20 protein-coding genes are annotated in these 24,430 nt (G+C 69.6%); 1 reads left to right on the top strand and 19 read right to left on the bottom strand.

What is annotated here, in order from left to right:
• Positions 1 to 5: 5 nt before the first annotated feature.
• The 4 genes from H149_RS0108500 to H149_RS0108485 form a co-directional block, all read right to left on the bottom strand.
• The gene (locus tag H149_RS0108500; protein ID WP_020649321.1) at positions 6 to 989 is read right to left on the bottom strand and encodes a Nudix family hydrolase; all 984 of its coding nucleotides are present in this window, start codon (positions 987 to 989) and stop codon (positions 6 to 8) included.
• A 34-nt stretch (positions 990 to 1,023) separates the two neighbouring features.
• On the bottom strand, positions 1,024 to 2,244 hold the full coding sequence (gene argJ, locus H149_RS0108495) for a bifunctional glutamate N-acetyltransferase/amino-acid acetyltransferase ArgJ (protein ID WP_020649320.1): 1,221 nt from the start codon (positions 2,242 to 2,244) through the stop codon (positions 1,024 to 1,026).
• A gap of 197 nt (positions 2,245 to 2,441) precedes the next feature.
• On the bottom strand, positions 2,442 to 5,210 hold the full coding sequence (gene secA / locus H149_RS0108490; protein WP_020649319.1) for a preprotein translocase subunit SecA: 2,769 nt from the start codon (positions 5,208 to 5,210) through the stop codon (positions 2,442 to 2,444).
• A gap of 130 nt (positions 5,211 to 5,340) precedes the next feature.
• Positions 5,341 to 6,177, bottom strand: coding sequence for a M23 family metallopeptidase (locus tag H149_RS0108485; RefSeq protein ID WP_020649318.1), 837 nt, complete (start codon positions 6,175 to 6,177; stop codon positions 5,341 to 5,343).
• Positions 6,178 to 6,284: 107 nt separating this feature from the next.
• Between H149_RS0108485 and H149_RS23140 the strand changes: the two genes are divergently transcribed.
• Positions 6,285 to 6,626 (top strand): hypothetical protein, encoded by a 342-nt coding sequence (locus H149_RS23140; protein WP_154654704.1) that lies wholly within the window; start codon positions 6,285 to 6,287, stop codon positions 6,624 to 6,626.
• A gap of 108 nt (positions 6,627 to 6,734) precedes the next feature.
• Here the strand turns inward: H149_RS23140 and lpxC are convergent, their stop codons facing one another.
• The 15 genes from lpxC to ftsL all read right to left on the bottom strand — a co-directional run bounded on the left by lpxC (position 6,735) and on the right by ftsL (position 24,401).
• Complete coding sequence (gene lpxC, locus H149_RS0108480; protein WP_020649317.1) at positions 6,735 to 7,658, bottom strand: UDP-3-O-acyl-N-acetylglucosamine deacetylase; 924 nt, start codon at positions 7,656 to 7,658, stop codon at positions 6,735 to 6,737.
• 170 nt (positions 7,659 to 7,828) lie between these two features.
• Positions 7,829 to 9,082 carry a cell division protein FtsZ gene (gene ftsZ / locus H149_RS0108475; RefSeq protein WP_245540486.1) on the bottom strand — a complete coding sequence of 418 codons (1,254 nt, stop codon included), beginning with the start codon at positions 9,080 to 9,082 and terminating at the stop codon, positions 7,829 to 7,831.
• 229 nt (positions 9,083 to 9,311) lie between these two features.
• Positions 9,312 to 10,541 carry a cell division protein FtsA gene (gene ftsA, locus H149_RS0108470; protein WP_020649315.1) on the bottom strand — a complete coding sequence of 410 codons (1,230 nt, stop codon included), beginning with the start codon at positions 10,539 to 10,541 and terminating at the stop codon, positions 9,312 to 9,314.
• Position 10,542: 1 nt separating this feature from the next.
• Positions 10,543 to 11,310, bottom strand: a complete 768-nt coding sequence (locus H149_RS20305; RefSeq protein ID WP_020649314.1) for a cell division protein FtsQ/DivIB — start codon at positions 11,308 to 11,310, stop codon at positions 10,543 to 10,545.
• Positions 11,307 to 12,263: a D-alanine--D-alanine ligase gene (locus tag H149_RS0108460; protein ID WP_026352999.1), complete on the bottom strand. Its 957-nt coding sequence runs from the start codon at positions 12,261 to 12,263 to the stop codon at positions 11,307 to 11,309. Before H149_RS0108460 ends, H149_RS20305 begins: the two co-directional genes overlap by 4 nt.
• A gap of 195 nt (positions 12,264 to 12,458) precedes the next feature.
• Positions 12,459 to 13,343, bottom strand: a complete 885-nt coding sequence (murB, locus tag H149_RS0108455) for a UDP-N-acetylmuramate dehydrogenase (RefSeq protein ID WP_020649312.1) — start codon at positions 13,341 to 13,343, stop codon at positions 12,459 to 12,461.
• Positions 13,340 to 14,776 (bottom strand): UDP-N-acetylmuramate--L-alanine ligase, encoded by a 1,437-nt coding sequence (murC, locus tag H149_RS0108450; protein WP_020649311.1) that lies wholly within the window; start codon positions 14,774 to 14,776, stop codon positions 13,340 to 13,342. Before murC ends, murB begins: the two co-directional genes overlap by 4 nt.
• Positions 14,773 to 15,849 (bottom strand): undecaprenyldiphospho-muramoylpentapeptide beta-N-acetylglucosaminyltransferase, encoded by a 1,077-nt coding sequence (gene murG, locus H149_RS0108445; RefSeq protein WP_020649310.1) that lies wholly within the window; start codon positions 15,847 to 15,849, stop codon positions 14,773 to 14,775. Before murG ends, murC begins: the two co-directional genes overlap by 4 nt.
• The gene (ftsW, locus tag H149_RS0108440; RefSeq protein ID WP_020649309.1) at positions 15,846 to 17,018 is read right to left on the bottom strand and encodes a putative lipid II flippase FtsW; all 1,173 of its coding nucleotides are present in this window, start codon (positions 17,016 to 17,018) and stop codon (positions 15,846 to 15,848) included. The genes murG and ftsW overlap by 4 nt, the downstream gene beginning before the upstream one ends.
• Complete coding sequence (murD, locus tag H149_RS0108435; RefSeq protein WP_020649308.1) at positions 17,015 to 18,346, bottom strand: UDP-N-acetylmuramoyl-L-alanine--D-glutamate ligase; 1,332 nt, start codon at positions 18,344 to 18,346, stop codon at positions 17,015 to 17,017. The genes ftsW and murD overlap by 4 nt, the downstream gene beginning before the upstream one ends.
• 2 nt (positions 18,347 to 18,348) lie before the next feature.
• On the bottom strand, positions 18,349 to 19,434 hold the full coding sequence (gene mraY, locus H149_RS0108430; protein ID WP_020649307.1) for a phospho-N-acetylmuramoyl-pentapeptide-transferase: 1,086 nt from the start codon (positions 19,432 to 19,434) through the stop codon (positions 18,349 to 18,351).
• Positions 19,434 to 20,813 (bottom strand): UDP-N-acetylmuramoyl-tripeptide--D-alanyl-D-alanine ligase, encoded by a 1,380-nt coding sequence (locus tag H149_RS0108425; protein WP_026353031.1) that lies wholly within the window; start codon positions 20,811 to 20,813, stop codon positions 19,434 to 19,436. The genes mraY and H149_RS0108425 overlap by 1 nt, the downstream gene beginning before the upstream one ends.
• The gene (locus H149_RS20300; protein WP_020649305.1) at positions 20,798 to 22,315 is read right to left on the bottom strand and encodes a UDP-N-acetylmuramoyl-L-alanyl-D-glutamate--2,6-diaminopimelate ligase; all 1,518 of its coding nucleotides are present in this window, start codon (positions 22,313 to 22,315) and stop codon (positions 20,798 to 20,800) included. Before H149_RS20300 ends, H149_RS0108425 begins: the two co-directional genes overlap by 16 nt.
• Positions 22,312 to 24,126, bottom strand: coding sequence for a peptidoglycan D,D-transpeptidase FtsI family protein (locus tag H149_RS20295; RefSeq protein WP_020649304.1), 1,815 nt, complete (start codon positions 24,124 to 24,126; stop codon positions 22,312 to 22,314). Before H149_RS20295 ends, H149_RS20300 begins: the two co-directional genes overlap by 4 nt.
• Positions 24,123 to 24,401 (bottom strand): cell division protein FtsL, encoded by a 279-nt coding sequence (ftsL, locus tag H149_RS0108410; RefSeq protein WP_154654703.1) that lies wholly within the window; start codon positions 24,399 to 24,401, stop codon positions 24,123 to 24,125. Before ftsL ends, H149_RS20295 begins: the two co-directional genes overlap by 4 nt.
• Positions 24,402 to 24,430 lie beyond the last annotated feature (29 nt).

The raw sequence follows: 24,430 nt of genomic DNA, 5'->3' as shown, positions 1-24,430 counted from the left end.
CGCGGCTAGGCCGGCCAGTAGGCGCGGATCGCAGCAACGCCCTGGGCGTAGTGCGCCTGCACCGCGTCCAGATCGCCGGGGCCGAGGCCGCCGAGCCAGTACACCGGCAGATTGGCGGCCTGCGTCCAGGCTGCCGCCGTCGTCTCGCCCAGGCCAGACGCATCCGGATGCGTCGGTGTCGGCCGCACCGGCCCGAGCACCGCGGCATCGAAGCCCAGTTCTCGCGCGCGCGTCAGCTCGGCCGGGCTGTGCGCGGAAGCCAGGCACAGGGGCACCGCCGGCCGCGACGGCAGCGCCGCCAGGCGCCCGCTGTCGGCATGCCAGCCGGCGGCGCCGAGCCGCCCGACCATTTCCGGATCGCGATCGAGCACGACGCGCAGCGCGCCGCCGGCCGCGACGAGCACGCGCGCCGCCAGTGCCGCGTACGCCGCGTCGTCCAGCGCCGGCAGGCGCAGGCGCAGCAAAGCGCCGCGCGGCAGCTGTGGCAGGCGCGCAAGCAGCGCCTCGGCGCCGATGTCCGGTGGCGTGAACACGTAATGGGCCGGCAGGCGCAGCGCCGACAGGATCGGTGCGTCGGCGGCAAGGATGGGATAACCGTCGATCTCGTCGAGGCGCACCCAGGCGAAAGCCTGCTGCTCACGCCCCTGCGGCTCGCCGCTCCAGGCGCTCGCCAGCCAGCAATCGAGTTCGACGGTGCGCTCGCGGTAGGCATGGACGACCTTGATCAGCGGCCGCGCGACGCGCACGGTCACGCCGAGTTCCTCCTCGATCTCCCGCACCAGCGCCGCGCGCGAGGTCTCGCCGGCCTCGATCTTGCCGCCGGGGAATTCCCACTGCCCCGCGGCAATCTTGCCGTGCGGACGCTGCGCGATCAGCACGCGGCCGGCGCCGTCGACCAGACAGCCGGCCGCCACCGCGATCCGCGGACGCTGCGCCACGGCCTGCGGCGCGTCGCCGGCAACGGCGGACTCGACGGTCGGTTCGCTCACCGCGATGCGATCCGCGCTGGCATCGGCAGCCGCCTCAAGTGCGGTACTCGGCGTTGATCTTCACGTACTCGTAGCTGAAATCGCAGGTCCACAAGCGCGCCTTTGCGTCGCCGCGGCCGAGCGTGACGCGAATCGTGAACTCGGGCCGCGCGACGATCGCGGCACCGCGTTCCTCGCGATAGTCGGGATGCGGCTCGCCGCCTTCGAGCAGCACGACATCGTCGAGCGCCACGCCGACCCGCGCCGGATCCAGCCCCTCGACGCCGGCCTTGCCGATCGCCATGACGATGCGCCCCCAATTGGCGTCACCGGCAAACATCGCGGTCTTGACCAGCGGCGAGTTGGCGATCGCATAGCCGACCTGGCGCGCCTCGGCGACGTCGCGCGCACCGCCGATTTCGATGGTGATGAAACGGGTTGCCCCCTCGCCGTCACGCACCACGCATTGCGCGAGCTCGATGCAGACCTCGCGGATGGCGGCGGCGACGAGCGCATAGTCGGCATCGCCGACCTCGATGTCGCGTGTGCCGACCTGCGCGGTCGCGCACAGCACGCAGGAGTCGTTGGTCGACGTGTCGCTGTCGACGGTCACGCAGTTGAACGATTCGTCGACCGCAGCGCGCAGCGCGGCGTCGGTCGCCGCCGGCGTCAGGCGCGCATCGGTGGCGACGAACGCCAGCATCGTCGCCATGTGCGGCTCGATCATGCCGACGCCCTTGGCGATGCCGGTCACCGTGATCTCGCCCTGCGAGGTCGCGACGCGGCGGCTGGCGCCTTTCGAGACCGTGTCGGTGGTCATGATGGTGCGCGCCGCCGTCGTCCAGCGGTCGGCGGCCAGATCGGCAATCGCCCTCGGCACCGCCGCGAGCATGCGCTCAAGCGGCAGGCGCTGGCCGATCACGCCGGTCGAGAACGGCAGGACCTGCTGCGCCGCGCAGCCGAGCGCGACGGCGACGGCAGCCGTCGTCCGGCGCGCGTCGTCGCGACCGCCACTGCCGGTCGCGGCATTGGCGTTGCCGGCATTGACGAGCAGCGCGCGAATCGCCGGCGTCGCCTTCAGCGATTCGCGGCATAGCTGCACCGGCGCCGCCGCGAAGGCATTGCGCGTGAACACACCAGCGACACGGCTGCCCTCGGCGAGCTCGATCAGCAGCAGGTCATTGCGCCCCGGCTTCTTGATCGCCGCTTCGGCGACGCCGAGACGCACGCCGGTGACCGGCAGCAGGTTCGTGGGTTCGGACAGATTGACGGCCATGTTTGGTTTCGCGGCAGAAAGAATGAAGGCGCCTCGAAGGCGCCTTGCGTATTTTGCGTTGCCCGATCCCGACAAGCCATAGGCGCCGCGCCGCCGTCGCCGCGCGCAGGGCCGAGGCGCGCTCGCGCGCGTGACGGCTCAGCGGCGCAGCACGCACGGCCGGCGGCAAGCCGGCCCGCGCCACCGCATGGACCGTGCTAGACGAGCGCGCCGTGGCAGTGCTTGAACTTCTTGCCGCTGCCGCACGGGCAGGGATCGTTGCGGCCGACCTTGGGCATGTCGCGCACGATCGGCGCGCTGCGCTCCACCGCAGGCGCGGCCTCGAGGCGGCGCGGAACCGCGGCCGGCGCTTCAACGGCGGCGGCCTCGACCTCGCTGCCGTCGACGGCGATCGGCGCCGACTCGTGCTGCATCTGCATGCGCTTTTCGAGCAGCTCGGCCTGGCGGCGACGCTGCTCCTCGACGGCCTGGACCTCGGCCTCGGTCTGGATGCGCACGCGGGCGAGCAGCGTGATGACTTCGTGCTTGTAGCGCGACAGCATGTCGTTGAACATGCCGAAAGCCTCGCGCTTGTATTCCTGCTTCGGATCCTTCTGCGCGTAGCCACGCAGGTGGATGCCCTGGCGCAGGTAATCCATCGCCGCCAGATGCTCACGCCAGAGATTGTCGAGCGTCTGCAGCATCGCCGCCTTCTCGAAATGCTCGAGGATCGGCGCGCCGATTTGCGCCTTCTTCTCCTCGTACGCCTCGCGCACCTTGTCGAGCAGGCGCGCGCGCAGGCTCTTCTCGTTGAGCTCGCGCTCCTCGTCGAGCCAGGCCTTGATCGGCAGGTCGAGCGCAAAATCGCGGCGGAATGCCTCCTGCAGGCCTTCGATGTTCCAGGTATCTTCGATCGATTGCGGCGGAACGTACGCGTCGATCACGGCGCTGACGACATCCGGGCGGATGGTGTCGACCATGTCGGTGACGCGCTCCGCCACCATGATCTGGTCACGCAGCTCGTAGACCGCCTTGCGCTGGTCGTTGGCGACATTGTCGTACTCGAGCAGCTGCTTGCGGATGTCGAAGTTGTGGGCCTCGACCTTGCGCTGCGCGGTTTCGATCGCGCGCGTCACCCAGCGATGTTCGATCGCCTCGCCTTCCTGCATGCCGAGGCCCTGCAGCATCGCGCGCATGCGCGGCGGCGTGAAGATGCGCATCAGCGTGTCGTCGAGCGACAAATAGAAGCGCGAGGCACCGGGATCGCCCTGGCGCCCGGAGCGGCCGCGGAGCTGATTGTCGATGCGCCGCGATTCGTGTCGCTCCGAGCCGATCACGTACAGGCCGCCGGCCTGCAGCACCAGCTCGTGGCGCTGCTTCCACGCCGCCTTCGCCGCTTCGCGGCCGGCGACGTCGTCCTCCGGAATCTGCGCGAGCTCGGACTCCAGATTGCCGCCGAGCACGATATCGGTACCGCGACCCGCCATATTGGTCGCGATCGTCACCGCACCCGGGCGGCCGGCCTGGGCGACGATCTCGGCTTCGCGCTCGTGCTGCTTGGCGTTGAGCACCTCGTGCGCGATGCCGTCCTTCTTCAGCAGGCCGGACAGCAGCTCCGAGGTCTCGATGCTGGCCGTGCCGACCAGTACCGGCTGCTGCTTGGCGTGCGCCTGGCGGATCTCGCCGATCACCGCGTTGAACTTGTCCTGCGCGTTCATGAACACGAGATCGCCCTGATCCTTGCGCTGCATCGGGCGATTGGTCGGGATCACGACGACTTCCAGGTTGTAGATGCTCTGGAACTCGAAGGCCTCGGTGTCGGCCGTGCCGGTCATGCCGGACAGCTTCTCGTAGAGGCGGAAGTAGTTCTGGAAGGTGATGCTGGCGAGCGTCTGGTTCTCCTGCTGGATCTTGACGTTCTCCTTCGCCTCGATCGCCTGATGCAGGCCGTCCGACCAGCGACGCCCCGGCATCATGCGCCCGGTGAACTCGTCGATGATGATGATCTGGCCGTTGCGGACGATGTACTCGACGTCGCGCTTGTACAGGTGATGCGCGCGCAGCAGCGCATTCAGATGATGCAGCAGGACGATGTTGGCGGCGTCGTAGAGGCTGTCCTCTTCGCCGAGCAGACCGCTCGCCCGCATCAGGCCCTCGACCTTCTCGTGGCCGGTCTCGGTGAGATGAACCTGCTTGGCCTTTTCGTCAACCGAGAAATCGCCCGGCCCGTCTTCCTCCTGCTGCGCGGCCAGCTTCGGGATCAGGGCGTTGATCTTGCGGTACAGATCCGGGTCGTCGTCGGTCGGGCCGCTGATGATCAGCGGCGTACGGGCTTCGTCGATCAGAATCGAGTCGACCTCGTCGACGATCGCGTAGTGATGGCCGCGCTGCACCTTGTCGCCCGGCGAGAACGCCATGTTGTCGCGCAGGTAATCGAAGCCGAGCTCGTTGTTGGTCGCGTAGGTGATGTCGCAGGCGTAAGCCTCGCGCTTCTCCTCGGTGCTCTGCCCGGAGACGATGACGCCGACGCTCAGCCCCAGGAAGCGGAAGATGCGCCCCATCCATTCCGAGTCGCGACGGGCGAGGTAGTCGTTGACGGTGACGACATGCACGCCCTTGCCGGGCAGCGCATTGAGATAGGCCGGCAGCGTGGCGACCAGGGTCTTGCCCTCGCCGGTGCGCATTTCGGCGATCTTGCCTTCGTGCAGGATCGCGCCGCCGATCAGCTGGACGTCGAAGTGGCGCATGCCCATGACGCGCTTGCCGGCCTCGCGCACGACCGCGAAGGCGTCGGCGCGGATCTGCGCGAGCGTCTCGCCCTTGGCGAGGCGCTCGCGCAGATCCGTCGTCTGCTGCGCCAGTGCGGCATCGTCCATCGCCGCGTACTTCGCTTCGAGCGCCGCGACCGCCGCCACCAGCGGATCGAGTTTCTTCAGGATGCGTTGATTGCGGCTCCCGAAGACCCGGGCCAGAACATTGTTGAACATAAGCTCGCTAGAGGCGGTAGGACGGCGACGCAGGCCGCCGCCCGAAGAGGAAATGGCGCGTATTATGCCTTGCTTGGGGCATCCGGCAGGCTTTCAAGGCGGTCCGGGCGATCGCCGCGGACGCGCCGCCTCAGCGCGCCGCCTGGATATAGCGCTCCGGATCGACGGCGGTGCCGTTGTAGAGCACTTCGAAATGCACGTGCGGCCCGGTCGAGCGGCCGGTCGAACCGATACGCGCCACGGGCTGGCCACGCCCGATCTTCTCGCCGACGCGGACCAGGATGGCGCTGTTGTGGCCGTAGCGGGTGCTGTACCCGTTGCCGTGGTTGATCTCGACGAGATTGCCGTAGCCTTCGCTCGGGCCGGCGAACGACACGATGCCGGCCGCCACCGCCTGTACCTCGGCACCGGTCCGCCCGGCGAAATCGATGCCCTGATGGCGGGCCAGCCGTCCGCTGAACGGATCGGCGCGGGTCCCGAACACCGAGCTGATCCAGCCGTTCTCGATCGGCCAGCCGGACGGCCGCACTTCCTTCTGCAGGCGACTGGCGACCAGCAGATCCTCGAGCACGCGGAACTGGCGCTCGCGGTCCGAAAGCTGGCGTTCGTAATTGGTGAGCGAGGCGAGGACCGGGTCGAAGCTGGTATCCGCCGAGCTCACTTCCGGACCACCAAGCGGCGGCGGCTCGCTGAAATTGAACTCGCCCTCTTCCAGACCGGCGATCTCGGTCAATCGCTGGCCGGCGGCATCGAGGCGCAGCACGTGCGCCTGCAGCTGGGCGAGCCGGCGCGACAGCGCCGCGGCGTTCTGCTCTGCTTCGGAACGGGCAGCCCGAAGCGCGTGGCGCTGCTGCTCGACCTCCTGCGCCCAGCTCGCGACCAGCCGCGGCGGCAGCACGCTGGAGCCGCCGCGCGTCCAGTAGCCAACCGCGAAGCTGGCGCCGATCAGCAGGACGCCGGCCAGCACGAAGGGCAGCCAACCCCAAACGTGACGGGCGTCAAGCCGCAGACGCCATGTCCGTCCACGCTGGTGGCTGACTACAATAATATCCATCGTTAACGCCGAAGCCCCTCGTGCGCGATCCGCAATCCGTTCAGCAACTCTTGCATCGTCTGCCGCAAAAAGTCGGCAATGCCTGGCTTGCCCGGGTGCAGAGCCTGGCCGATATCAATCGCTCCTTGCCGCTATGGTGCGAAGAGCCCTGGGTCCGTCAGATCCGCATCGCCAACATCCGCGAGCAGACCGTCGTGGTCTTTTCGGCTTCCGCGTCAGCCCTCGTACCTCTGCGTCACCGCAGCGGCTCGCTGTTGATCTGGCTGAATGACCGTTACCGGATCACCTGCACGCGCGTCGAAACCCGCGTACGCCCCCCCGTTTGCGGTCTAGTCCGAGTCTATCGGCCCGCCCCGCAATAGGGCAAGCATCGCTCCGACTGGGTTTCGCCAGCAAGAAATACGCCGCGCGCCGGCGCGGCAAGACGTCCGAGCGCATGGCCATGCGCAATGCGGCGGAAGCGAGCGTGCTCAGGCGGCGGTGGCGAAGCTACCGCGCACGTAGGCGATCGGCACGCCGGCCGCCTGATCCTCGTAGGTAACGATTTCGTGCGAGGCGGCGTCGTCGAGCACCGCCCGCACCAGCTTGTTGTTGAGCGCGTGTCCCGACTTGTAAGCCGTATACGCGCCGATCACCGGATGGCCGAGCAGGTAGAGATCGCCGACGGCATCGAGAATCTTGTGGCGCACGAACTCGTCGTCGTAGCGCAGGCCATCGTGATTGACGACGCGGAAATCGTCGAGCGCGACGACGTTGTCGAGGCTCGCGCCGAGGCCGAGGTTGTTGGCGCGCAGCGTATCCAGTTCGCGCAGGAAGCCGAAGGTCCGTGCGCGCGAGACTTCCTTGACGTAGTTCGCCGTCGAGAACTCGACGACGGCGTTCTGGCCGGACGCCTTGAACGCCGGGTGCTTGAAATCGATGTTGAAGGCCAGGCGGAAGCCTTCATAGGGCTCGAAGCGCGCCCACTTGTCACCGTCCTGCACCTGCACCGGCTGGCGGATGCGCAGGAACTTCTTCGGCGCGTCCTGCTCGTGAATGCCGGCCGACTGGATCAGGAACACGAACGGACCCGAACTGCCGTCCATGATCGGAATCTCGGCCGCCGACAGCTCGACGACGCAATTGTCGATACCGAGGCCGGCGAACGCCGACATCAGGTGCTCGACCGTCATGATCTTCACGCCCGCGTCGTTGACCAGGGTGCTGCACATCACCGCCTCGCGCAGCAGATGGGCCTGGCTCGGGATCTCCACCGGCGGATTCATGTCAGTCCGGCGGAACACGATGCCGGTATCCGGACCGGCCGGCAGCAGCGACATGTAGACCTTGCGGCCCGAGTGGAGACCGATGCCACTGGCGCGGATCGCCTGCTTCAGAGTGCGTTGACGGATCATAGTCTTCGTTCTGTGCCGGAATAAGGTGCTGTGCCAGAAAGAAAAAGGCGCGGCGCCGGGAGCGCCGCGCCACACGGACACGGAAGTTTAACACGCGTTCCCGTACGGCCCCTGAAGGGAGCCGGCGGGACGGCGCCGCCCCGGACGGTGGGCGGCGCCGCAGCCAGCCGTCAGTCGGCCTGGTTCCGCAGGAACGCCGGAATGTTGATGATGTCCTCGTCGAGGCCGAGCGGGAACGCGCCGCCGCCGCCCGAGGCGACTTTGCGCTGCTGGCGGTGCACCGCCGGGATGTCGAGCGCCGGCGAGCCGATCTGCGGCATCTGCGGCTGGCCGTAGGCGGACTGCGCCGGCTGGCCGTACATCGCCGGCTCGGCCGGGCGGATGAACTGCGCGACGCGCGGGTTGACGGCGACCGCCGGTGCCGACATCACCTGCGCCTGCACCTTGGTGCCGTTGAGGCCGGTGGCGACGACCGTCACGCGCAACTCGCCGTTCAGGTTCGGATTGATCGACATGCCGACCTTGGCATCGGCCTCGTCGGAGGCGATTTCGCCGACGCGGGCGCTGATGTACTCATACTCCTCGGACAGCAGCGTCTCGTCGCAGGTGACGTTGACGAGCAGGCCGCGGGCGCCATGCAGTTCGATGTCGTCGAGCAGCGGGCTCGACAGCGCCATCTCGACAGCTCTTTGTGCACGATCTTCGCCGGTCGCCACGCCGATACCCATCATCGACATGCCGCGGTTCGACATCACCGTCTTGACGTCGGCGAAGTCGACGTTGATCAGACCCGGCCGCGTGATCAGGTCCGAGATGCCCTGGACGGCATTCTGCAGCACGTCGTTGGCCGCCTTGAAGCAGTTCAGCAGCGTGACTTTCTTGCCGAGCACGAGCGAGAGCTTCTCGTTCGGGATCAGGATCAGCGAATCGGTGTACTGGCGCAGTTCGTCGATGCCGCGCATCGCCACACCCATGCGCTTCTTGCCTTCATGCGCGAACGGCTTGGTGACGACGGCAACCGTCAGGATGTTCAGCTCCTTGGCGATCTGCGCGATCACCGGCGCCGCGCCGGTGCCGGTGCCACCGCCCATGCCGGCGGTGACGAACAGCAGGTCGGTGCCCTCGATCATCTCGCGGATGCGGTCGCGGTCCTCTTCGGCCGCCTGCCGGCCGACCGCCGGATCGGAGCCGGCGCCGAGCCCGCGCGTGATCTCGACGCCCAGTTGCAGCTGGTTGGTCGGCACGCAGCGCTCGAGATGGTCGCGATCGGTGTTGGCGCAAATGAAATCGACGCCGTCGATCGAGGCCTGCGCCATCTGATTGACGGTATTGCAGCCACCGCCGCCGACGCCGATGACGCGGATGACCGCGCGCCGCCGCTGGCCATCCATCAATTCAAAAATTTCCCGTGTCTGTCCGCTCATGTTCCTGCTCCCGCGCCGCTGGGGCGCTCCTCGTCCGTGTTCACCCGACTCGCGCCTTGCGGCGCGCACTGTAGAAGCCTTGCAGACTCGGCCCGCGGATCGCTGTTTTTATATGCAAACATTTCCGCGAAAATAAAATAATAAAAAACTGTGCCAATGTCAACAACAAGACTTCGCTTTTCACCACTAATTCACGACCTACCTCTACCGCTGCGCCGCCGTCCGCGGCTCAGAAACTGCCCTTGATCCATTCATTGATGCGGGTCAGCCAGTGCCCGACGCCCTGCGTCGGCGCGACCGTCGTCTGCGGCTGGTTCTGCCTCCCGTACATCAGCAGGCCGACCGCCGTCGCACAGGCCGGATTGCGCACCACGTCCTTGATGCCGTGCACCTCGTGCGGCAGGCCCAGGCGCACCGGCAGCTCGAAGACTTCCTCGGCCAGTTCGACGACGCCCGGCATCTGCGCCGAGCCGCCGGTCAGCACGATTCCGCCCGCCACCAGCTCGTACCAGTCCGAGCGGTGCAGCTCCTTGCGGATGAAGCGGAACAGTTCCTCGTAACGCGGCTTGATGACCTCGGCCAGCGTCAGCCGCGACAGGCGACGCGCCGGCGCATCGCCGACGCCCTTGACCTCGATTTCCTCGTGCGCCGCGGCGAACTGCGGCAGCGCGACGCCGTAGTGCACCTTCAGCTCCTCGGCATACGGCGCCGGCGTGCGGAAGGCGACGCTGATGTCGTTCGTCACCTGATTGCCGGCGATCGGCAGCACCGCGGTGTGGCGGATGGTGCCGCCGCGGAACACGGCGATATCGGAGGTACCGCCGCCGATGTCGACCATGCACACGCCGAGGTCGCGCTCGTCCGGCAGCAGCGTCGCGTAGCTCGACGCCAGGTGCTGCAGGATCAGCTTGTCGACCTTCAGGCCGCAGCTCTCGACGCACTTGTAGATGTTCTGCGCCGCCGAGATCGAACCGGTGACGATATGCACCTTCGCTTCGAGGCGCACGCCGTGCATGCCGACCGGATCGTGGATGCCTTCGCGGCCGTCGACGACGAACTCCTGCGGAATGACGTGCAGGATCTTCTGGTCGGCCGGGATCGCGATCGCGCGCGCCGCGTCCATCACGCTGTCGACGTCGCGCTCGGACACGCTGCCGGCGCGTACCGGCGCCACGCCGGTCGAGTTGAAGCTGCGGATATGCGTGCCGGAAATGCCGACGTAGACCGACTGCGCGCGGCAGTTGGCCATGTGCTCGGCGTTCTCGACGGCGCGCTTGATCGCCTGCGTGGTCAGCTCGATGTTGACGACGTCGCCGCGGTTCATGCCGCGCGACGCGTGCTCGCCGTAGCCCACGATCTCGATGTGGCCTTCCGGCATCTGCTGGCCGACGACCGCCACGCACTTGGACGTGCCGATGTCGATGCCGACGAGCAGATTGCGCTCTTCGCGGCGTGCCATGTCAGTGGCTCTCCTTCTTCTGTTTCGGCGGCGTGATCCAGCCGACCGAGAATCCATTGGTGTAGCGCAGGTCGACGTACTTCACGTCGGCGATGCGGTCCTTGAGTGCGCGCTCGGCGGCGCCGAGCAGCATGTCCGTCTTTTCCTGCGGGTCCTCGCGCCCGAAACGCAGCTCGATCCCGCCTGCCGTCCGCGCCAGCCATTCGCCGCGCGCGTCCTGCCCCAGTCCTTGCAGCGGAAACGAGGACTGGATCAGGCGCACGCTCAGCGCCCGGAACATCTCGGCGACCGTCGCCTCGCGGCCGGGAGGCCCCGACAGCTGCGGCAGGCCGTCCGGCACTTCGCTCGGGGCCGGCCTGAACACGCGCGCATCGGCATCGAGCAGCGCGTCATCGCCCCAGCGCGCGAACGGCACGCGCTCCCACGCGCGCACGCGCACCGTCGCCGGCCAGACACGCTCGACGCTGGCGCGCGACGTCCACGGCAAGGCCTCGACCGCTTCACGCACGGCGATCAGATCGAGGTCGCCGAAGCGGCGGTCGACCAGCGGCCGAGACGCGGCGTCGATGTCGGCCAGCTTCAGCCGCGAAAAACGGCCTTCGATCTGCAGACGCGCGACCGGCTCGCGACTGCCGAACTCGAGCGCGCCCCAGCCGGCGCCGATCACCGCAAGGAACGCGGCGACGCCGAGCACCAGCATCAGGTGCCGGCGCAGCGGGGTGGACTCGAAATCGAAGGCGTCGTCGGCGGTCATGGCGTATGCGGTCATCCGCCCCCCTCGCCCAGCGTGTCCTCGAGGATCGCCCAGCACAGCGACGCGTAATCGATGCCTCGCGCCTTCGCCGCCATCGGCACGAGGCTGTGCGAGGTCATGCCGGGCACGAGATTGGCCTCGATCAGCCACGGCTGGTCGTCGCCGTCGAGCATGAAGTCGATGCGACCCCAGGTCTTCGCGCCGAGGATCTCGAACGCGCGCAGACAGATCGCCTGGACGCGCGCTTCCAGAGCCGCATCGAGACCGCTCGGGCACTCGTAGCGCGTGTTGTCCGACAGGTATTTGGCGTGGTAGTCGTAGAACTCGGCGTCGGGGACGATGCGGATCGTCGGCAGCGCTTCGCCGCCGAGGATCGCGCAGGTGAATTCGTGACCCGGCTGGCGGCTGGCGACGAAGCGCTCGGCCATCACCACGCGGCCATGCTCGCCACGCGCGAGCTGCCAGGCCTCGCGCAACTGGGCCGCCGATTTCACCTTGCTGACGCCGACGCTCGAACCCTCCTCCGAGGGCTTGATGATCAGCGGGAAGCCGAAGCGCGCCGCGGCCTCGTCGAGGTCGCTCTCGCGCTCGATCCACAGCCAGTCCGGCGTCGGCAGGCCTTCGGCCTTCCACATGCGCTTGGTGCGCAGCTTGTCCATCGCCAGCGCCGAGGCCAGCACGCCGCTGCCGGTATACGGAATGCCCTGCAGTTCGAGCGCCGCCTGCACCGTGCCGTCCTCGCCACCGGTGCCGTGCAGGATGTTGAAGACGCGGTCGTAGCCTTGCGACTTGAGGTTCAGCACGATCTCGGGCGTCGCGTCGACCAGCGTCGCGTCGACGCCGCGGCCGAGCAGCGCGGCATGAATGCCCTCGCCGCTCCACAGCGCGACCTGACGCTCGCTGCTCCAGCCGCCCGCCAGCACGGCAACGCGACCGAAGTCCTTGGGATTGTGGGTCTTCCTAGCCACGCGCGACGCCTCCGGCAGCTTGGCGCCGCCATCCCTGGCGCGACGGCATCTGTCCATCGCGCCCCGGCCCGGCCATCCCTGGCCGGGCGTTCGCGTCCGCGCGAAGTGCCACCGGCACTTCGCAGGCGCGGCCGCTCACCCAGCCGCCCGCCAGCACGGCGACGCGACCGAAGTCCTGCGGATTCGTCGTGCGCCTCATGCGGCTTCTCCGACGATGCGAACTTCCGGCTCGAGGCGGATGCCGGTCTTGTCGAAAACGGTGTTCTGGATGTGCGCGATCAGGCGCTCGACGTCGGCCGCGCGCGCGGTCTCGTCGGTGACGATGAAGTTGGCGTGCAGCGTCGAGACCTCGGCACCGCCGAGGCGGTAGCCCTTCAAGCCGCACTGCTCGATCAGACGCGCGGCGTGCTCGCCCGGCGGATTGCGGAAGGTGCTGCCGGCCGTCGCCCGACCGACCGGCTGCGTCGCCTTGCGCCGCGCAAGCCAGGCCTTCATGTCCGCCTCGGCCCGGCCGTCCGCATCCGGCGTGAACCGAAAGCGCGCGGCGACGAAACCGGCGGCGTCGGCCGGCAGCTCGACGTGGCGATAGCCGTAGCGGAATGCCGACTTCGGCAGCCAGACCGTCGAGCCGTCGCGACGCATCACCTCGACCTCGGTGACGACGTCCCAGGTCTCGCCACCGTGCGCGCCGGCATTCATTGCCAGTGCCCCGCCGACGGTGCCGGGAATGCCGGCGAAGAAGCCGGCGCCGGCGAGCCGGTGGGCGACGACGGTCTTGGCGAGCCGCGCGCAGTGCGCGCCGGCCTCGGCCGTGACGGTCAGGCCGTCGACCTCGATCGCGTCGAGCGCGCCGTGCAGGCCGATCACCGTGCCGCGCACGCCGCCATCGCGAACCAGCAGATTGCTGCCGAGGCCGAGCCACAGGATCGGCTCGTGCGGCGGCAGGCCGCGCACGAACGCTGCCAGCGCCTCGCGCGAAGCCGGCTCGAAATAGCGGTCGGCGGGCCCGCCGACGCGCCAGGACGTGTGCCGCGCCATCGGCTCGTCGCGGCGCTCGGTGCTGTGCAGCGGCGCGCTCATGCCTTGCCTCCGGCGCCGTGCTGCTGGACCAGCTGCGCGGCCAGACCGCCGATGTCGCCGGCGCCCATCGTCAGCAGCAGATCGCCGTCGCGCAGCACGCGCATCAGCGCGTCCGGCAGCTCGGCGACGCCGGCGACGAAGATCGGCTCGACCTTGCCGCGCGCGCGGATCGCGCGCGCCAGCGCGCGGCCGTCGGCACCCTCGATCGGCGCCTCGCCGGCCGCATAGACCTCGGCGAGCAGCAGCGCGTCGGCCTCCGAAAGGATCGCCGCGAAGTCCTCGAACAGGTCGCGCGTGCGCGTGTAGCGGTGCGGCTGGAAAGCCACGACCAGACGCCGCTGCGGATAGGCGGCACGCATCGCCTGGAACGTCGCCGCGATCTCGCGCGGGTGATGTCCGTAGTCGTCGACCAGCTGCGCGCGGCCGCCGCCCGGCAGACGCAGTTCGCCGTGCGGCTCGCAGCGGCGGCCGACGCCGCCGAAGCCGGCCAGCGCGCGACGCATCGCGTCGAACGAAACGCCGAGCTCGCGGCCAATGGCGATCGCGATCAGCGCGTTCTGCACGTTGTGCTGGCCCGGCAGGTTGAGGAAGAACGCTTCGCGCCCGCCGTCGCGGAACAGCACGGCGAAGCGCGAGCCGCTGCCCTGCGGCTCGACGTCGACGGCGCGCAGGTCGGCGCCTTCGCGAAAGCCGTAGGTCAGCACCGGCCGGCCGACATCGTCGAGGATTTCGCGCACGACCGGATCGTCGACGCAGAGGATCGCCAGGCCATAGAACGGCAGGCGGTGCAGGAACTCGACGAAGGTCGCCTTGAGGCGGCGGAAGTCGTGACCGTAGGTTTCGAGGTGATCGGCGTCGATGTTGGTGACCGCGGCGATCATCGGCGACAGGTGCAGGAACGAAGCGTCGCTCTCGTCGGCTTCGGCGACCAGATACTGGCCGAGACCGAGGCGCGCGTTGCTGTCCGCCGACTTCAGCTTGCCGCCGATCACGTAGGTCGGATCGAGCTGGCCCTCGGCGAGCACGCTGGCGACGAGACTGGTCGTCGTGGTCTTGCCGTGCGTACCGGCGATGGCGATGCCGTAGCGGAAGCGCATCAGCTCGGCGAGCATTTCCGCGCGCCGCACGACCGGGATGCGCTGCTCGCGCGCGTAAACGACTTCCGGGTTGTCGGCCTTGACCGCGGTCGACACCACGATCGCATCGGCACCGGCGGCGTTCTCGGCGCGATGGCCGAGATGGATCGTCGCACCCAGCTCGCGCAGGCGGCGCGTCGCGGCGCTGTCCTTGAGGTCGGTGCCGCTGACCACGTAGCCGAGATTGATCAGCACCTCGGCGATGCCGGCCATGCCGGAGCCGCCGATGCCGAGCATGTGGATGCGCCGCACGCGGCGCATCGGCGCCATCATCAGGTTCTGCAGCATCGCGCTCATGTCGTGCTCCCCGCCGCCGCGGCGATGCAGGCCTCGGCGATCGTCTTGGTGGCACCGGTCCAGGCCCGCGCGCGCGCGGCCTCGGCCATCGCCCGCAGCTTGGCGCGATCGCCGAGCAGCTCGCGCAGGCGCGCCGCCAGCAGCGCCGGCGTCAGCCCGGCTTCCGGCAGCAGCAGTGCGGCGCCGGCGCGCGACAGGTACTCGGCATTGCGCGTCTGATGGTCGTCGACGGCGCTCGGCAGCGGCACCAAGATGGCCGCATTGCCGGCGGCGCCGAGCTCGGCGATGGTCGAGGCGCCGGCACGGCAGACGACGAGATCGGCCCAGCCGTAGGCGGCCGGCATGTCGTCGATGAACGCGCTCAGTTCGGCTTCGACCTGGGCCTGGCGATATGCCGTCTGCGCGACCTCGAGCGTGCGTCCGCCCTGGTGCCGGACCTGCGGCCGCTCGCCGGCCGGCAGCAAGGCGAGTGCCTGCGGCAGGCGCTCGTTCAGCGCCCGTGCGCCCTGCGAGCCGCCGATCACCAGCAGGCGCGGCGCGCCGTCATGCGCGAGACGCTGCGCCGGCGGCGGCAGCTCGGCGAAACCGGCGCGCACCGGATTGCCGACCGTGCAGCCGTTGCCGAACGTGTCCGGGAAGGCCTGCAGCACCACGCGCGCGATCCGCGCCAGCGCGCGGTTGGTGAGGCCGGCCGCGGCGTTCTGTTCATGAATGATCAGCGGCACGCCGGCGAGCCAGGCGGCGATGCCGCCCGGGCCGGCGGCGAAGCCGCCCATGCCCAGCACCGCGTCGGGGCGCTCGCGCCGCAGGATTGCGCGCGCGTCGAGCACGGCGCGCACGATCAGCAGCGGCGCTTTCAGCAGCTTGACGAGCCCTTTACCGCGCAGGCCGGACACCCGGATGGTGTCGATGTTGAAGCCGTTCTGCGGCACGACGCGCGATTCGAAGCTGTCGGGCGCCCCCATCCAGCGCACTTCGTGGCCGTGCGCGCGCAGATCCTGCGCGACGGCGAGCGCCGGGTAGACGTGGCCGCCGGTGCCGCCGGCCATGACGATGAACTTCAGCGCCCTCACCGGCGATCCTCCGCCGAGGTCACGCCGAACGCCGCGGCGCGGTTCTCGTAGTCGACGCGCAGGATCAGGCCGAGCATCGCGCATACGGTCAGCAGCGAGGAGCCGCCGTAGCTCAGCATCGGCAGCGTCAGGCCCTTGGTCGGCAGCAGGCCCATGTTGACCGCCATGTTGATCAGCGACTGCAGGCCGATCCAGCCGCTCAGGCCGTAGCAGAGAAAGCCCTGGAAGCGACGGCCGTCGACTTCGGCGCGCCGCGCGATCACGAAACCGCGCCAGACGACGATGCCGAACAGCGTCAGCAGCGTCGCCACGCCGAGCAGGCCGAACTCCTCGGCCATGATCGCGAAGATGAAGTCGGTGTGCATTTCCGGCAGGTACAGCAGCTTCTGCACGCTGTTGCCCAGCCCGACACCGGTCCACTCGCCGCGGCCGACCGCGATCAGCGACTGCGCAAGCTGCCAGCCGGCGTTCTCGACATCGGCCCACGGGTCCATGAAGTTGAGCATGCGCTTGACGCGATACGGCGCGGCGATCGCGATCATCACCAGACCGGCGGCCGCGAAGCCGAGGAACGCGAGGTAGTAATGCACGCGCGCGCCGCCGAGGAACAGCATCAGGAACACCACGCCCATCAGGATCGCGGTCGCGCCGAAGTCGGGCTCGGCGAGCAGCAGCAGCGACGGAATCATCACCGCGATCAGCGGCATCGCCAGCCCCTTGAAGCTGGTCTGCAGCGGCTGCTGGCGGCGGGTGATGTAGCTGGCGACGTAGATGATCAGCGCCAGGCGCGCGGCCTCCGAAGCCTGCAGGCGGAACAGGCCGAGGTCGATCCAGCGCCGCGCCGCGTTGACCTTGACGCCGACGCCCGGGATCAGCACCAGGATCAGCAGGCCGATCGCGAACACGTACAGCCAAGTGCTGCTGCGCTGCCATTGCTGCATCGGCACGCAGTACAAGCCGAAGCCGATCGCACCGCCGACCGCCAGGAAGATCAGCTGCCGGTAGAAGAAGTAGAACGGCTCGCCGGTCAGCTTCTCGGCCTGTGCGACCGAGGCCGAAGCGACCATGATCAGCCCCCACAGCAGCAGCACGGCGACCGCTCCGCACAGCCAGCCGTCGAGGCCGTAGCGCGCCTGCGGGACCCCCCAGTTGGCGGCGGCGCCGCTCATGCGAGCCCCCTCACCGCGGCACGGAACTGCTCGCCGCGATCGACGTAGCTCTTGAACTGGTCGAAGCTCGCGCAGGCCGGCGACAGCAGCACGCGATCGCCGGGCTGCGCGAGCGCGCGGGCGCGGCGCAGCGCCGCCTGCAGATCCGCCTCGCGCCAGATCGGCAGCGCGCCGTAGACGTCACGCTCGATGAGCGCCGCGTCCTGGCCGTACAGCACCGCGGCGCGGCCCTTGCGGGCTAGCGCTTCGCGCAGCTCGACGAACGACTGCCCCTTGCCCTGGCCGCCGCCGAGCCAGACGATCGGCGCCGGCAGACCGTGCAGCGCCGCCAGCGTCGAGCCGACGTTGGTGCCCTTCGAATCGTTGAAATAGTCGACGCCGTCGACGCGCGCGACGAATTCGCAGCGATGCGGCAGACCGGTGAAGGCACGCAGCGCCGCCACGCTGGCCGCGCGCGGAACGCCGACGGCATCGGCGAGCGCCAGCGCCGCCAGCGCATTGGCGGCGTTGTGCAGCCCGAAGATCTTCAGCTCGGCGAGCGCCAGCACCGCCTCGTCGCCGCAGGCCAGCACCGCGTCGGCGCTGGCGGCGTCCGGCCGCAGACCGTAGTGCCCGGCGGCCGGCGCATCCAGCCCGAAGCTCAGCGCGCCGGCGGGCGCCAGCGCCATCACCGCCAGATCGTCGCGATTGACGATCGCCGCACGGCAGCCATTGAAGATGCGCGCCTTGACGCGGCCGTAGTGCGCCATCGTGCCGTGGCGGTCGAGATGATCCTGCGACAGGTTGAGGATCGTCGCGGCGGCGCAGTGCAGCGTGTGCGTGGTCTCCAGCTGGAAGCTCGACAGCTCGAGCACGTAAAGCTCGGCCGCGTCATCCAGCAGGTCCAGCGCCGGCGTGCCGAGATTGCCGCCGACCGCGACGCGCCAGCCGGCCGCCTTGGCCATTTCGCCGACCAGCGTGGTGACGGTGCTCTTGCCGTTGCTGCCGGTGATGCCGACGACCGGCGCGCGCACGGCGCGCGCGAACAGCTCGATGTCGCCGACGATCTCGACGCCGGCAGCGGCCAGCGCCCGCACGAACGGCTCGTCGAGCGACACGCCCGGCGAGACCACCGCCAGCGCGTACTGCGCCAGCGGCGCCGGCGCCGCGAAGGCGCCGAGGTGGAAGTCGGCGCGCGGATGCGCGGCGCGCAGCGCGTCGATGCCGGCCGGCGCCGCGCGCGAATCGGTGACGGTCAGCCGCGCGCCCGTGCGATTGAGATAGCGCAGGGCCGAGGCGCCGCTGGCGCCGAGCCCCACGATCAGGATCTGCTGGCCGTCGAAGTTCATGCTCAGCGCACCTTCAGTGACGCCAGGCCGATCAGCACCAGGATCAGCGTGATGATCCAGAAGCGCACGATGATCTTCGGCTCCGGCCAGCCCTTGAGCTCGTAGTGGTGATGCAGCGGCGCCATGCGGAAGATGCGCTTGCCGCCGCTGTACTTGAAGTAGCCGACCTGCAGCGCGACCGATACCGTCTCGACGACGAAGATGCCGCCCATGATTGCCAGCACGATTTCCTGGCGGACCAGGACCGCGACCACGCCGAGCGCCGCGCCGAGCGCCAGCGCGCCGACGTCGCCCATGAAGACCTGCGCCGGATAGGCGTTGAACCACAGGAAGCCCAGACCGGCACCGGCGATCGCCGTGCAGAAGATCGCCAGCTCGCCGGCGCCGCTGATGAAGGGAATGCCGAGATAGGTCGCGAACTTGGCGTTGCCGCTCGCGTACGCGAAGATCGCCAGCGCCGAGGCGACGAGCACGGTCGGCATGATCGCCAGGCCGTCGAGGCCGTCGGTCAGATTGACGGCGTTGCTGGAGCCGACGATGACCAGGTACGCCCACGGAATGAAGAACAGGCCGAGCGAGATCGACACGTTCTTGACGAACGGCAGGATCAGCGTCGTCTCGGTCGGCGTCTTCGCCGTCCAGTAGATCAGGGTCGCGACGCCGAAGCCGGCCAGTGACAGCCAGAAGTATTTCTTGCGCGCCGGCAGACCCTTCGGATCCTTGTACTTGATCTTGATGTAGTCGTCGGCGAAGCCGACCGCGCCGAAGGCCAGCGTGACGAGCAGCGCGAACCACACGAAGCGGTTGCTGAGGTCCGCCCACAGCAGCGTCGAAACGCTGATCGCGCCGAGGATCAGCAGGCCGCCCATGGTCGGCGTGCCGGTCTTCTTCAGGTGCGTCTTCGGCCCGTCATCGCGGACCGGCTGACCGAACTTGAAACGGTACAGGCGCTCGATCAGCAACGGCCCGAACGAGAAGCAGAAGATCAGCGCGGTCAGGATGCCGAGCACGCTGCGGAACGTCAGATAGGTGAAGACGTTGAAGCCGCTGACGTGCTGCCGCAGATATTCGGCGAGGTGGTAGAGCACTAGTGGGTTCCCCCATGCATCGACTCGCCGGTGAGCGCGGCGACGACGCGCTCCATGCGCGACGACCGCGAGCCCTTCACCAGCAGCGTGATGGTGTTGTCGAGTTGCGGCGCGAGCGCGGCCGCGAGTTGTTCGGCGCTGTCGTAACGCTCGCCGCCGGCGCCGAAGGCCGCCGCGGCCTCGGCTGCGAGCGGGCCGAGCGCGTACAGGCGCTCGATGCCCAGGCGCCGCGCGCTGGCGCCGGCCTCGGCGTGCAGGCGCGCCGCGTCCGGACCGAGTTCGGCCATGTTGCCGAGCACCAGCCAGCGCCGGCCCGGCAGCTCGGCGAGCAGTTCGAGCCCGGCGCGCAGCGAGCTCGGATTGGCGTTGTAGCTGTCGTCGAGCAGACGCGCGCCCTGCGGCGTTGCCTTCCACGACAGGCGTCCGGCGGCGCCTTCCATCTGCGACAGACCGATCGCGATCTGCGCCGGCCCGAGGCCGAGGGCGATGCCGCAGCCGGCCGCGGCGAGCGCGTTCATGACGTTGTGGCGGCCCGGCACCGGCAGCTGCACCTCGGCGCGGCCCTGCGGCGTCACCAGCGTGAAGCGCGTGCCGGCACCCGGCAGCGCCTCGACGTGCAGCGCGCGGATGTCGGCGCCGTCGCGCAGGCCGAAGCTCAGCACCGCCGCCGGCCCGGCCAGTTCCTTCCACAACGGGAAGAACGCGTCCTCGGCGTTGATGACGGCGACGCCGCCGGCGCCGAGCGCGGCGAACAGCTCGCCCTTGCCACGCGCCACGCCCTCGCGCGAGCCGAAGCCTTCGAGATGCGCGTCGCCAGCCTGGGTGACGACGCCGACGTTGGGTTCGGCGATGCGCGCCAGCAGGGCGATCTCGCCGCCATGGCTGGCGCCCATTTCGACGACGGCGGTGCGGTGCTCGCCGCGCAGGCCGAGCAGCGTCAGCGGCACGCCGATGTGGTTGTTCAGATTGCCCTGCGTGGCCAGCACCGGACCGCGCGCGCGAAAGATCGCGGCGAGCATCTGCTTGGTCGTGGTCTTGCCGTTGCTGCCGGTGACGGCGACCACCGGAATCGCGAAACGGCGGCGCCACAGCGTCGCCATCTGCTGCAGGCCGGCCAGCGTGTCGGCGACCTTCAGCTGCGGCAGCGGATCGTCGACAAACTCGGACACCAGCGCCGCCACGGCGCCGGCGGCGCGCGCCTGGGCGACGAAGGCATGGCCGTCGAAACGCTCGCCGCGCAAGGCGACGAACAGCGCGCCGTCGAGTTGCGCGCGGCTGTCGGTGCTGACGCGCGTGAAGCGCCGGTCGGCGCCGCGCAGCTCGCCGTGCAGCGGCGCCAGCAGTTCGGACAGCGCGAACAGGCTCAGATCGTCAGACACGCGCGCGCCTCCGCACCGACCAGCGCGGCAACGAACGCGCGATCACTGAACGCGCGCACCTCGCTGCCGTAGATCTGGTAGTCCTCGTGGCCCTTGCCGGCAATCACCACGACATCGTCGGTGCCCGCTTCGGCGACCGCCGTGCGAATCGCCTCGGCGCGGTCGTGGATCACGCGCGGCGCCTCGACCGGGCTCGCCGCCAGGCCGATGCCGGCGAGGATCTCGGCGACGATCGCCTGCGGCGACTCGTTGCGCGGATTGTCGTCGGTGACGATGACGCGGTCGGCGAGCTCGACTGCCGCCGCGCCCATCAGCGGCCGCTTGCCGCGATCGCGATCGCCGCCGCAGCCGAACACCACGCTCAGCCGGCCGGCGGTGTGCGCGCGCAGCGCGCGCAGCACCTGGCGCAGCGCCTCCGGCGTGTGCGCGTAGTCGACGACCACCAGCGGCCGCGCATGCGGGCCGCGGAAGCCCTCGATGCGGCCGGGCACGGTGCGCGCCTGCGCGAGCGCCGCGACCGCAGCGTCGAGCGGCAGATCATGCGCGAGCAGTGCGCCGAGCGCGGCGAGCAGATTGTGGACGTTGAAGCGGCCGAGCAGCGGACTGGCGAGCCGCGCCGAGCCCCGGTGGCTGTCGATCGCGAACGACAGGCCATCGACGCCGAGCGCCAGATCGCGGGCGATCACGAAGTTGCCGGCCGGGCGCGGCCCTTCGATGCCGTAGCGGATCACCTGCAGGCGCGTCTCGAGCGCGTCGGCCCATTCGGCGCCGCGCGCGTCGTCGCGGTTCAGCACCGCGCTGGCCACGTCGGGCCGCTCGAACAGGCGTCGCTTGGCGGCGGCGTAGGCATCGACCGTGCCGTGGTAGTCGAGATGGTCGCGCGTGACATTGGTCAGCACCGCGGTGCGGAAGCGGACGCCGGCGACACGATCCTGATCGAGCGCGTGCGAAGAGACTTCCATCGCGCAGGCGCGCACGCCCTCGGCGCGCAGCCGTGCGAGCCACTGCTGCAGCACGACCGGATCCGGCGTCGTGTGCGTGTTCTTCTCGAGCGCGCCGACGCGGCCGAGGCCGATCGTGCCGATGTAGGCGCACGGATGCTGCAGCGCGTCGAGCGCCTGCGCGACCAAGTACGCGGTCGAGGTCTTGCCGTCGGTGCCGGTGACGCCGACGCAGTAGAGATGTTGCGAAGGCTCGCCGTAGAAGCGCGCGGCGATCTCGCCGGCACGCCGGCCGAGCTGCGGCACCGCGACCTGCGGAATGCCGATGTCCGGTTCGCCGTAACCGGGCGCCGGCTCCCAGGCGACGGCGGCCGCGCCGCGCTGCAGCGCCTGCTCGAGATGCGCGAGCCCGTGCGTGGCGCCGCTGCCGCGGCAGGCGAGGAACAGATCGCCCGGCGTGACGCGGCGCGAATCGAGTTCGACGCCGCTCACCTCGAAGTCCGGCGCCGGCACGCCATAGCCGCCGAGCAGCGTCTTCAGTGAATGCGCGGCGGCGCTCACAGGCGCGGCTCCGCGACCTTGACGAGCGCAACCCCGGCCTTGGTCTTCGGCGCGGGCGCCGGCGTCTCCGGCGGCAGCGCCACCGTCAGTCGCGGCGCATCCGGCGGCGCGAGGTCCGGCGTGTCGGTGCCGTCCGGCGAGATCTGCAGCAGGCGTGCCGCGCCCTGCATCACCTTCGAGAACACCGGCGCCGCCACGAGGCCGCCGTAGTACGCGCCGTCGCCGGGCTCATCGATGACGACGAGGCCGACGAGTCGCGGCCGCTCGGCCGGCACCATGCCGACGAACAGCGACTGGTGGCGATTCGGATCGTAGACGCCGGTGTCGGAGAGCTTGCGCGCGGTACCGGTCTTGCCGGCGACCTGGTAGCCGTGGATCGCGGCGCGGGTCGCGCTGCCGCCCGGGGCGACGACGGTCTCCAGCATGTGCCGCACTTCGCGTGCGGTGTTCGCCGAAATCGCGCGTTGCGGCGGCACCGGCCGCGCATCCTTGATCAGCCGCAGGTGCGGCATCAGGCCGTCATTGGCGAGCGCCGCGTAGGCGCGCACCATGTGCAGCGCGTTGACCGACCAGCCGTAGCCGTACGAAGCGGTCGCGGTCGCGATCTGGCCCCACTCGGTGTAATGGCGCAGCACCGAACCGGCCTCGCCGGGGAAGCCGGTGTAGATCGGCTCGGCGATGCCGAAGCGCTGGAAGCCCGACCACACCGCCTCGGGCCCCAGCGTCAGGCCGATCTTGGCGGCGCCGACGTTGCTCGATTTGGCGAGGATCTTGGCCAGATCCATGACGCCGCCCGGATGCACGTCGCGCACCGTCAGCGCGCCGACCTTGAACCAGCCCGGGCCGGTATCGATCGTGCTGGTCGGCTGGAACAGGCCGAGCTCCAGCGCCTGCGCGACGAGCAGCGGCTTGGCCGTCGAACCCGGCTCGAACGAATCGACGATCGCGCGGTTGCGCGTGCCCGGCGGCTTGCGCTCGCCCGGATTGTTCGGATTGAAGCCCGGCTGCGAGGCGACCGCGAGAATCTCGCCGGTCGCGCTGTCGGCGATGACGATGCTGCCGCCCTTGGCCTTGTTGCGGATCACCGCGTCCTTGAGCTCGCGATAGGCGAGGTACTGGATGCGCAGATCGATCGTCAGCTGCACGTCCTCGCCCGACTGCGCCTCGGCGAACTCGAGGTTGTCCTCGACGATGCGGCCGGTGCGGTCGCGGATCACGCGGCGCGAGCCCTGCTTGCCGCGCAGCACCGACTCCTGCGACTTCTCGATGCCTTCCAGACCGGCACCGTCGCGGCCGCAGAAGCCGACGATCTGGCCGGCGACCTCGCCGGCCGGGTAGTAGCGCGCGTAGGCCGGATCGGAAAACACGCCGGGCGCGCCGAGCGAGAGCACACGCTTGGCCTCGGCCGGCGACAGCGGATCGCTGATGTAGACGAACTTGCGCTCGGCGCGCGCCTCGAGGAACTTGCGGAATTCGGCGGGGCGGCGCCCGAGCAGCTTGGCCACCGCCTCGACGTGCTGCGGCGAATCGAGCAGCGCCTGCGGCACCGCCCACAGCGACTCGACCGGCGCCGACAGCGCCAGCGGCTCGCCGCGGCGGTCGACGACCGCGCCGCGATGCGCCGGAATCACGACGTTGCGGATGAAGCGCTTGCTGCCCTCGGCGGCGAGGAAATCCTGGTCGATGACCTGCAGCTGGAAGGCGCGGCCGAACACCACACAGGCGCCGACGCCCAACGCGCCGAGCACGAAGGCCCGGCGCCAGCTGCCCACCGGCTCGGCCGGCGGTGTCACGCTGCGGCGCGCGCTCATCGCGACGCTCCCGCAACCGGGGCCTGGTCGATGATCTCGTAATCGCGCGGCTCGACCATGCCGAGCTGCTCGCGGGCGATGCGCTCGACGCGGTTGTTGCTGGCCAGCGTCGCTTCCTCGAGCTGCAACTGCGCCCATTCCATGTCGAGGCGCTCGCGCTCGGCGCGCAGCGTCTCCAGTTCGGCGACCAGCGCGCGATTCTCGTGCTTGGTGCGCACGACGGCGAGCGCCGAAACGATGATCGCGACGATCAGGGCCAGCGGGATCATGAGCATGCCGCGCTTCACGAGACGACACCTCGCGC

Origin of the sequence: Solimonas variicoloris DSM 15731 (genome assembly GCF_000382285.1) — a bacterium.
Classification (GTDB): domain Bacteria; phylum Pseudomonadota; class Gammaproteobacteria; order Nevskiales; family Nevskiaceae; genus Solimonas; species Solimonas variicoloris.
This window is presented reverse-complemented; position numbering and strand designations above follow the sequence as displayed.

Excerpts from the sequence above, each read along its gene's own strand:
- argJ (WP_020649320.1), bottom strand. The coding sequence starts at position 2,244 with ATGGCCGTCAATCTGTCCGAACCCACGAACCTGCTGCCGGTCACCGGC.
- ftsA (WP_020649315.1), bottom strand. The coding sequence starts at position 10,541 with ATGGCACGCCGCGAAGAGCGCAATCTGCTCGTCGGCATCGACATCGGC.
- H149_RS20295 (WP_020649304.1), bottom strand. The coding sequence starts at position 24,126 with ATGAGCGCGCGCCGCAGCGTGACACCGCCGGCCGAGCCGGTGGGCAGC.
- lpxC (WP_020649317.1), bottom strand. The coding sequence starts at position 7,658 with ATGATCCGTCAACGCACTCTGAAGCAGGCGATCCGCGCCAGTGGCATC.
- ftsW (WP_020649309.1), bottom strand. The coding sequence starts at position 17,018 with ATGAGCGGCGCCGCCGCCAACTGGGGGGTCCCGCAGGCGCGCTACGGC.
- murD (WP_020649308.1), bottom strand. The coding sequence starts at position 18,346 with ATGAACTTCGACGGCCAGCAGATCCTGATCGTGGGGCTCGGCGCCAGC.
- secA (WP_020649319.1), bottom strand. The coding sequence starts at position 5,210 with ATGTTCAACAATGTTCTGGCCCGGGTCTTCGGGAGCCGCAATCAACGC.
- murB (WP_020649312.1), bottom strand. The coding sequence starts at position 13,343 with ATGAGCGCGCCGCTGCACAGCACCGAGCGCCGCGACGAGCCGATGGCG.
- ftsZ (WP_245540486.1), bottom strand. The coding sequence starts at position 9,082 with ATGAGCGGACAGACACGGGAAATTTTTGAATTGATGGATGGCCAGCGG.
- H149_RS20305 (WP_020649314.1), bottom strand. The coding sequence starts at position 11,310 with ATGACCGCATACGCCATGACCGCCGACGACGCCTTCGATTTCGAGTCC.
- ftsL (WP_154654703.1), bottom strand. The coding sequence starts at position 24,401 with ATGCTCATGATCCCGCTGGCCCTGATCGTCGCGATCATCGTTTCGGCG.
- murC (WP_020649311.1), bottom strand. The coding sequence starts at position 14,776 with ATGAGCGCGATGCTGCAGAACCTGATGATGGCGCCGATGCGCCGCGTG.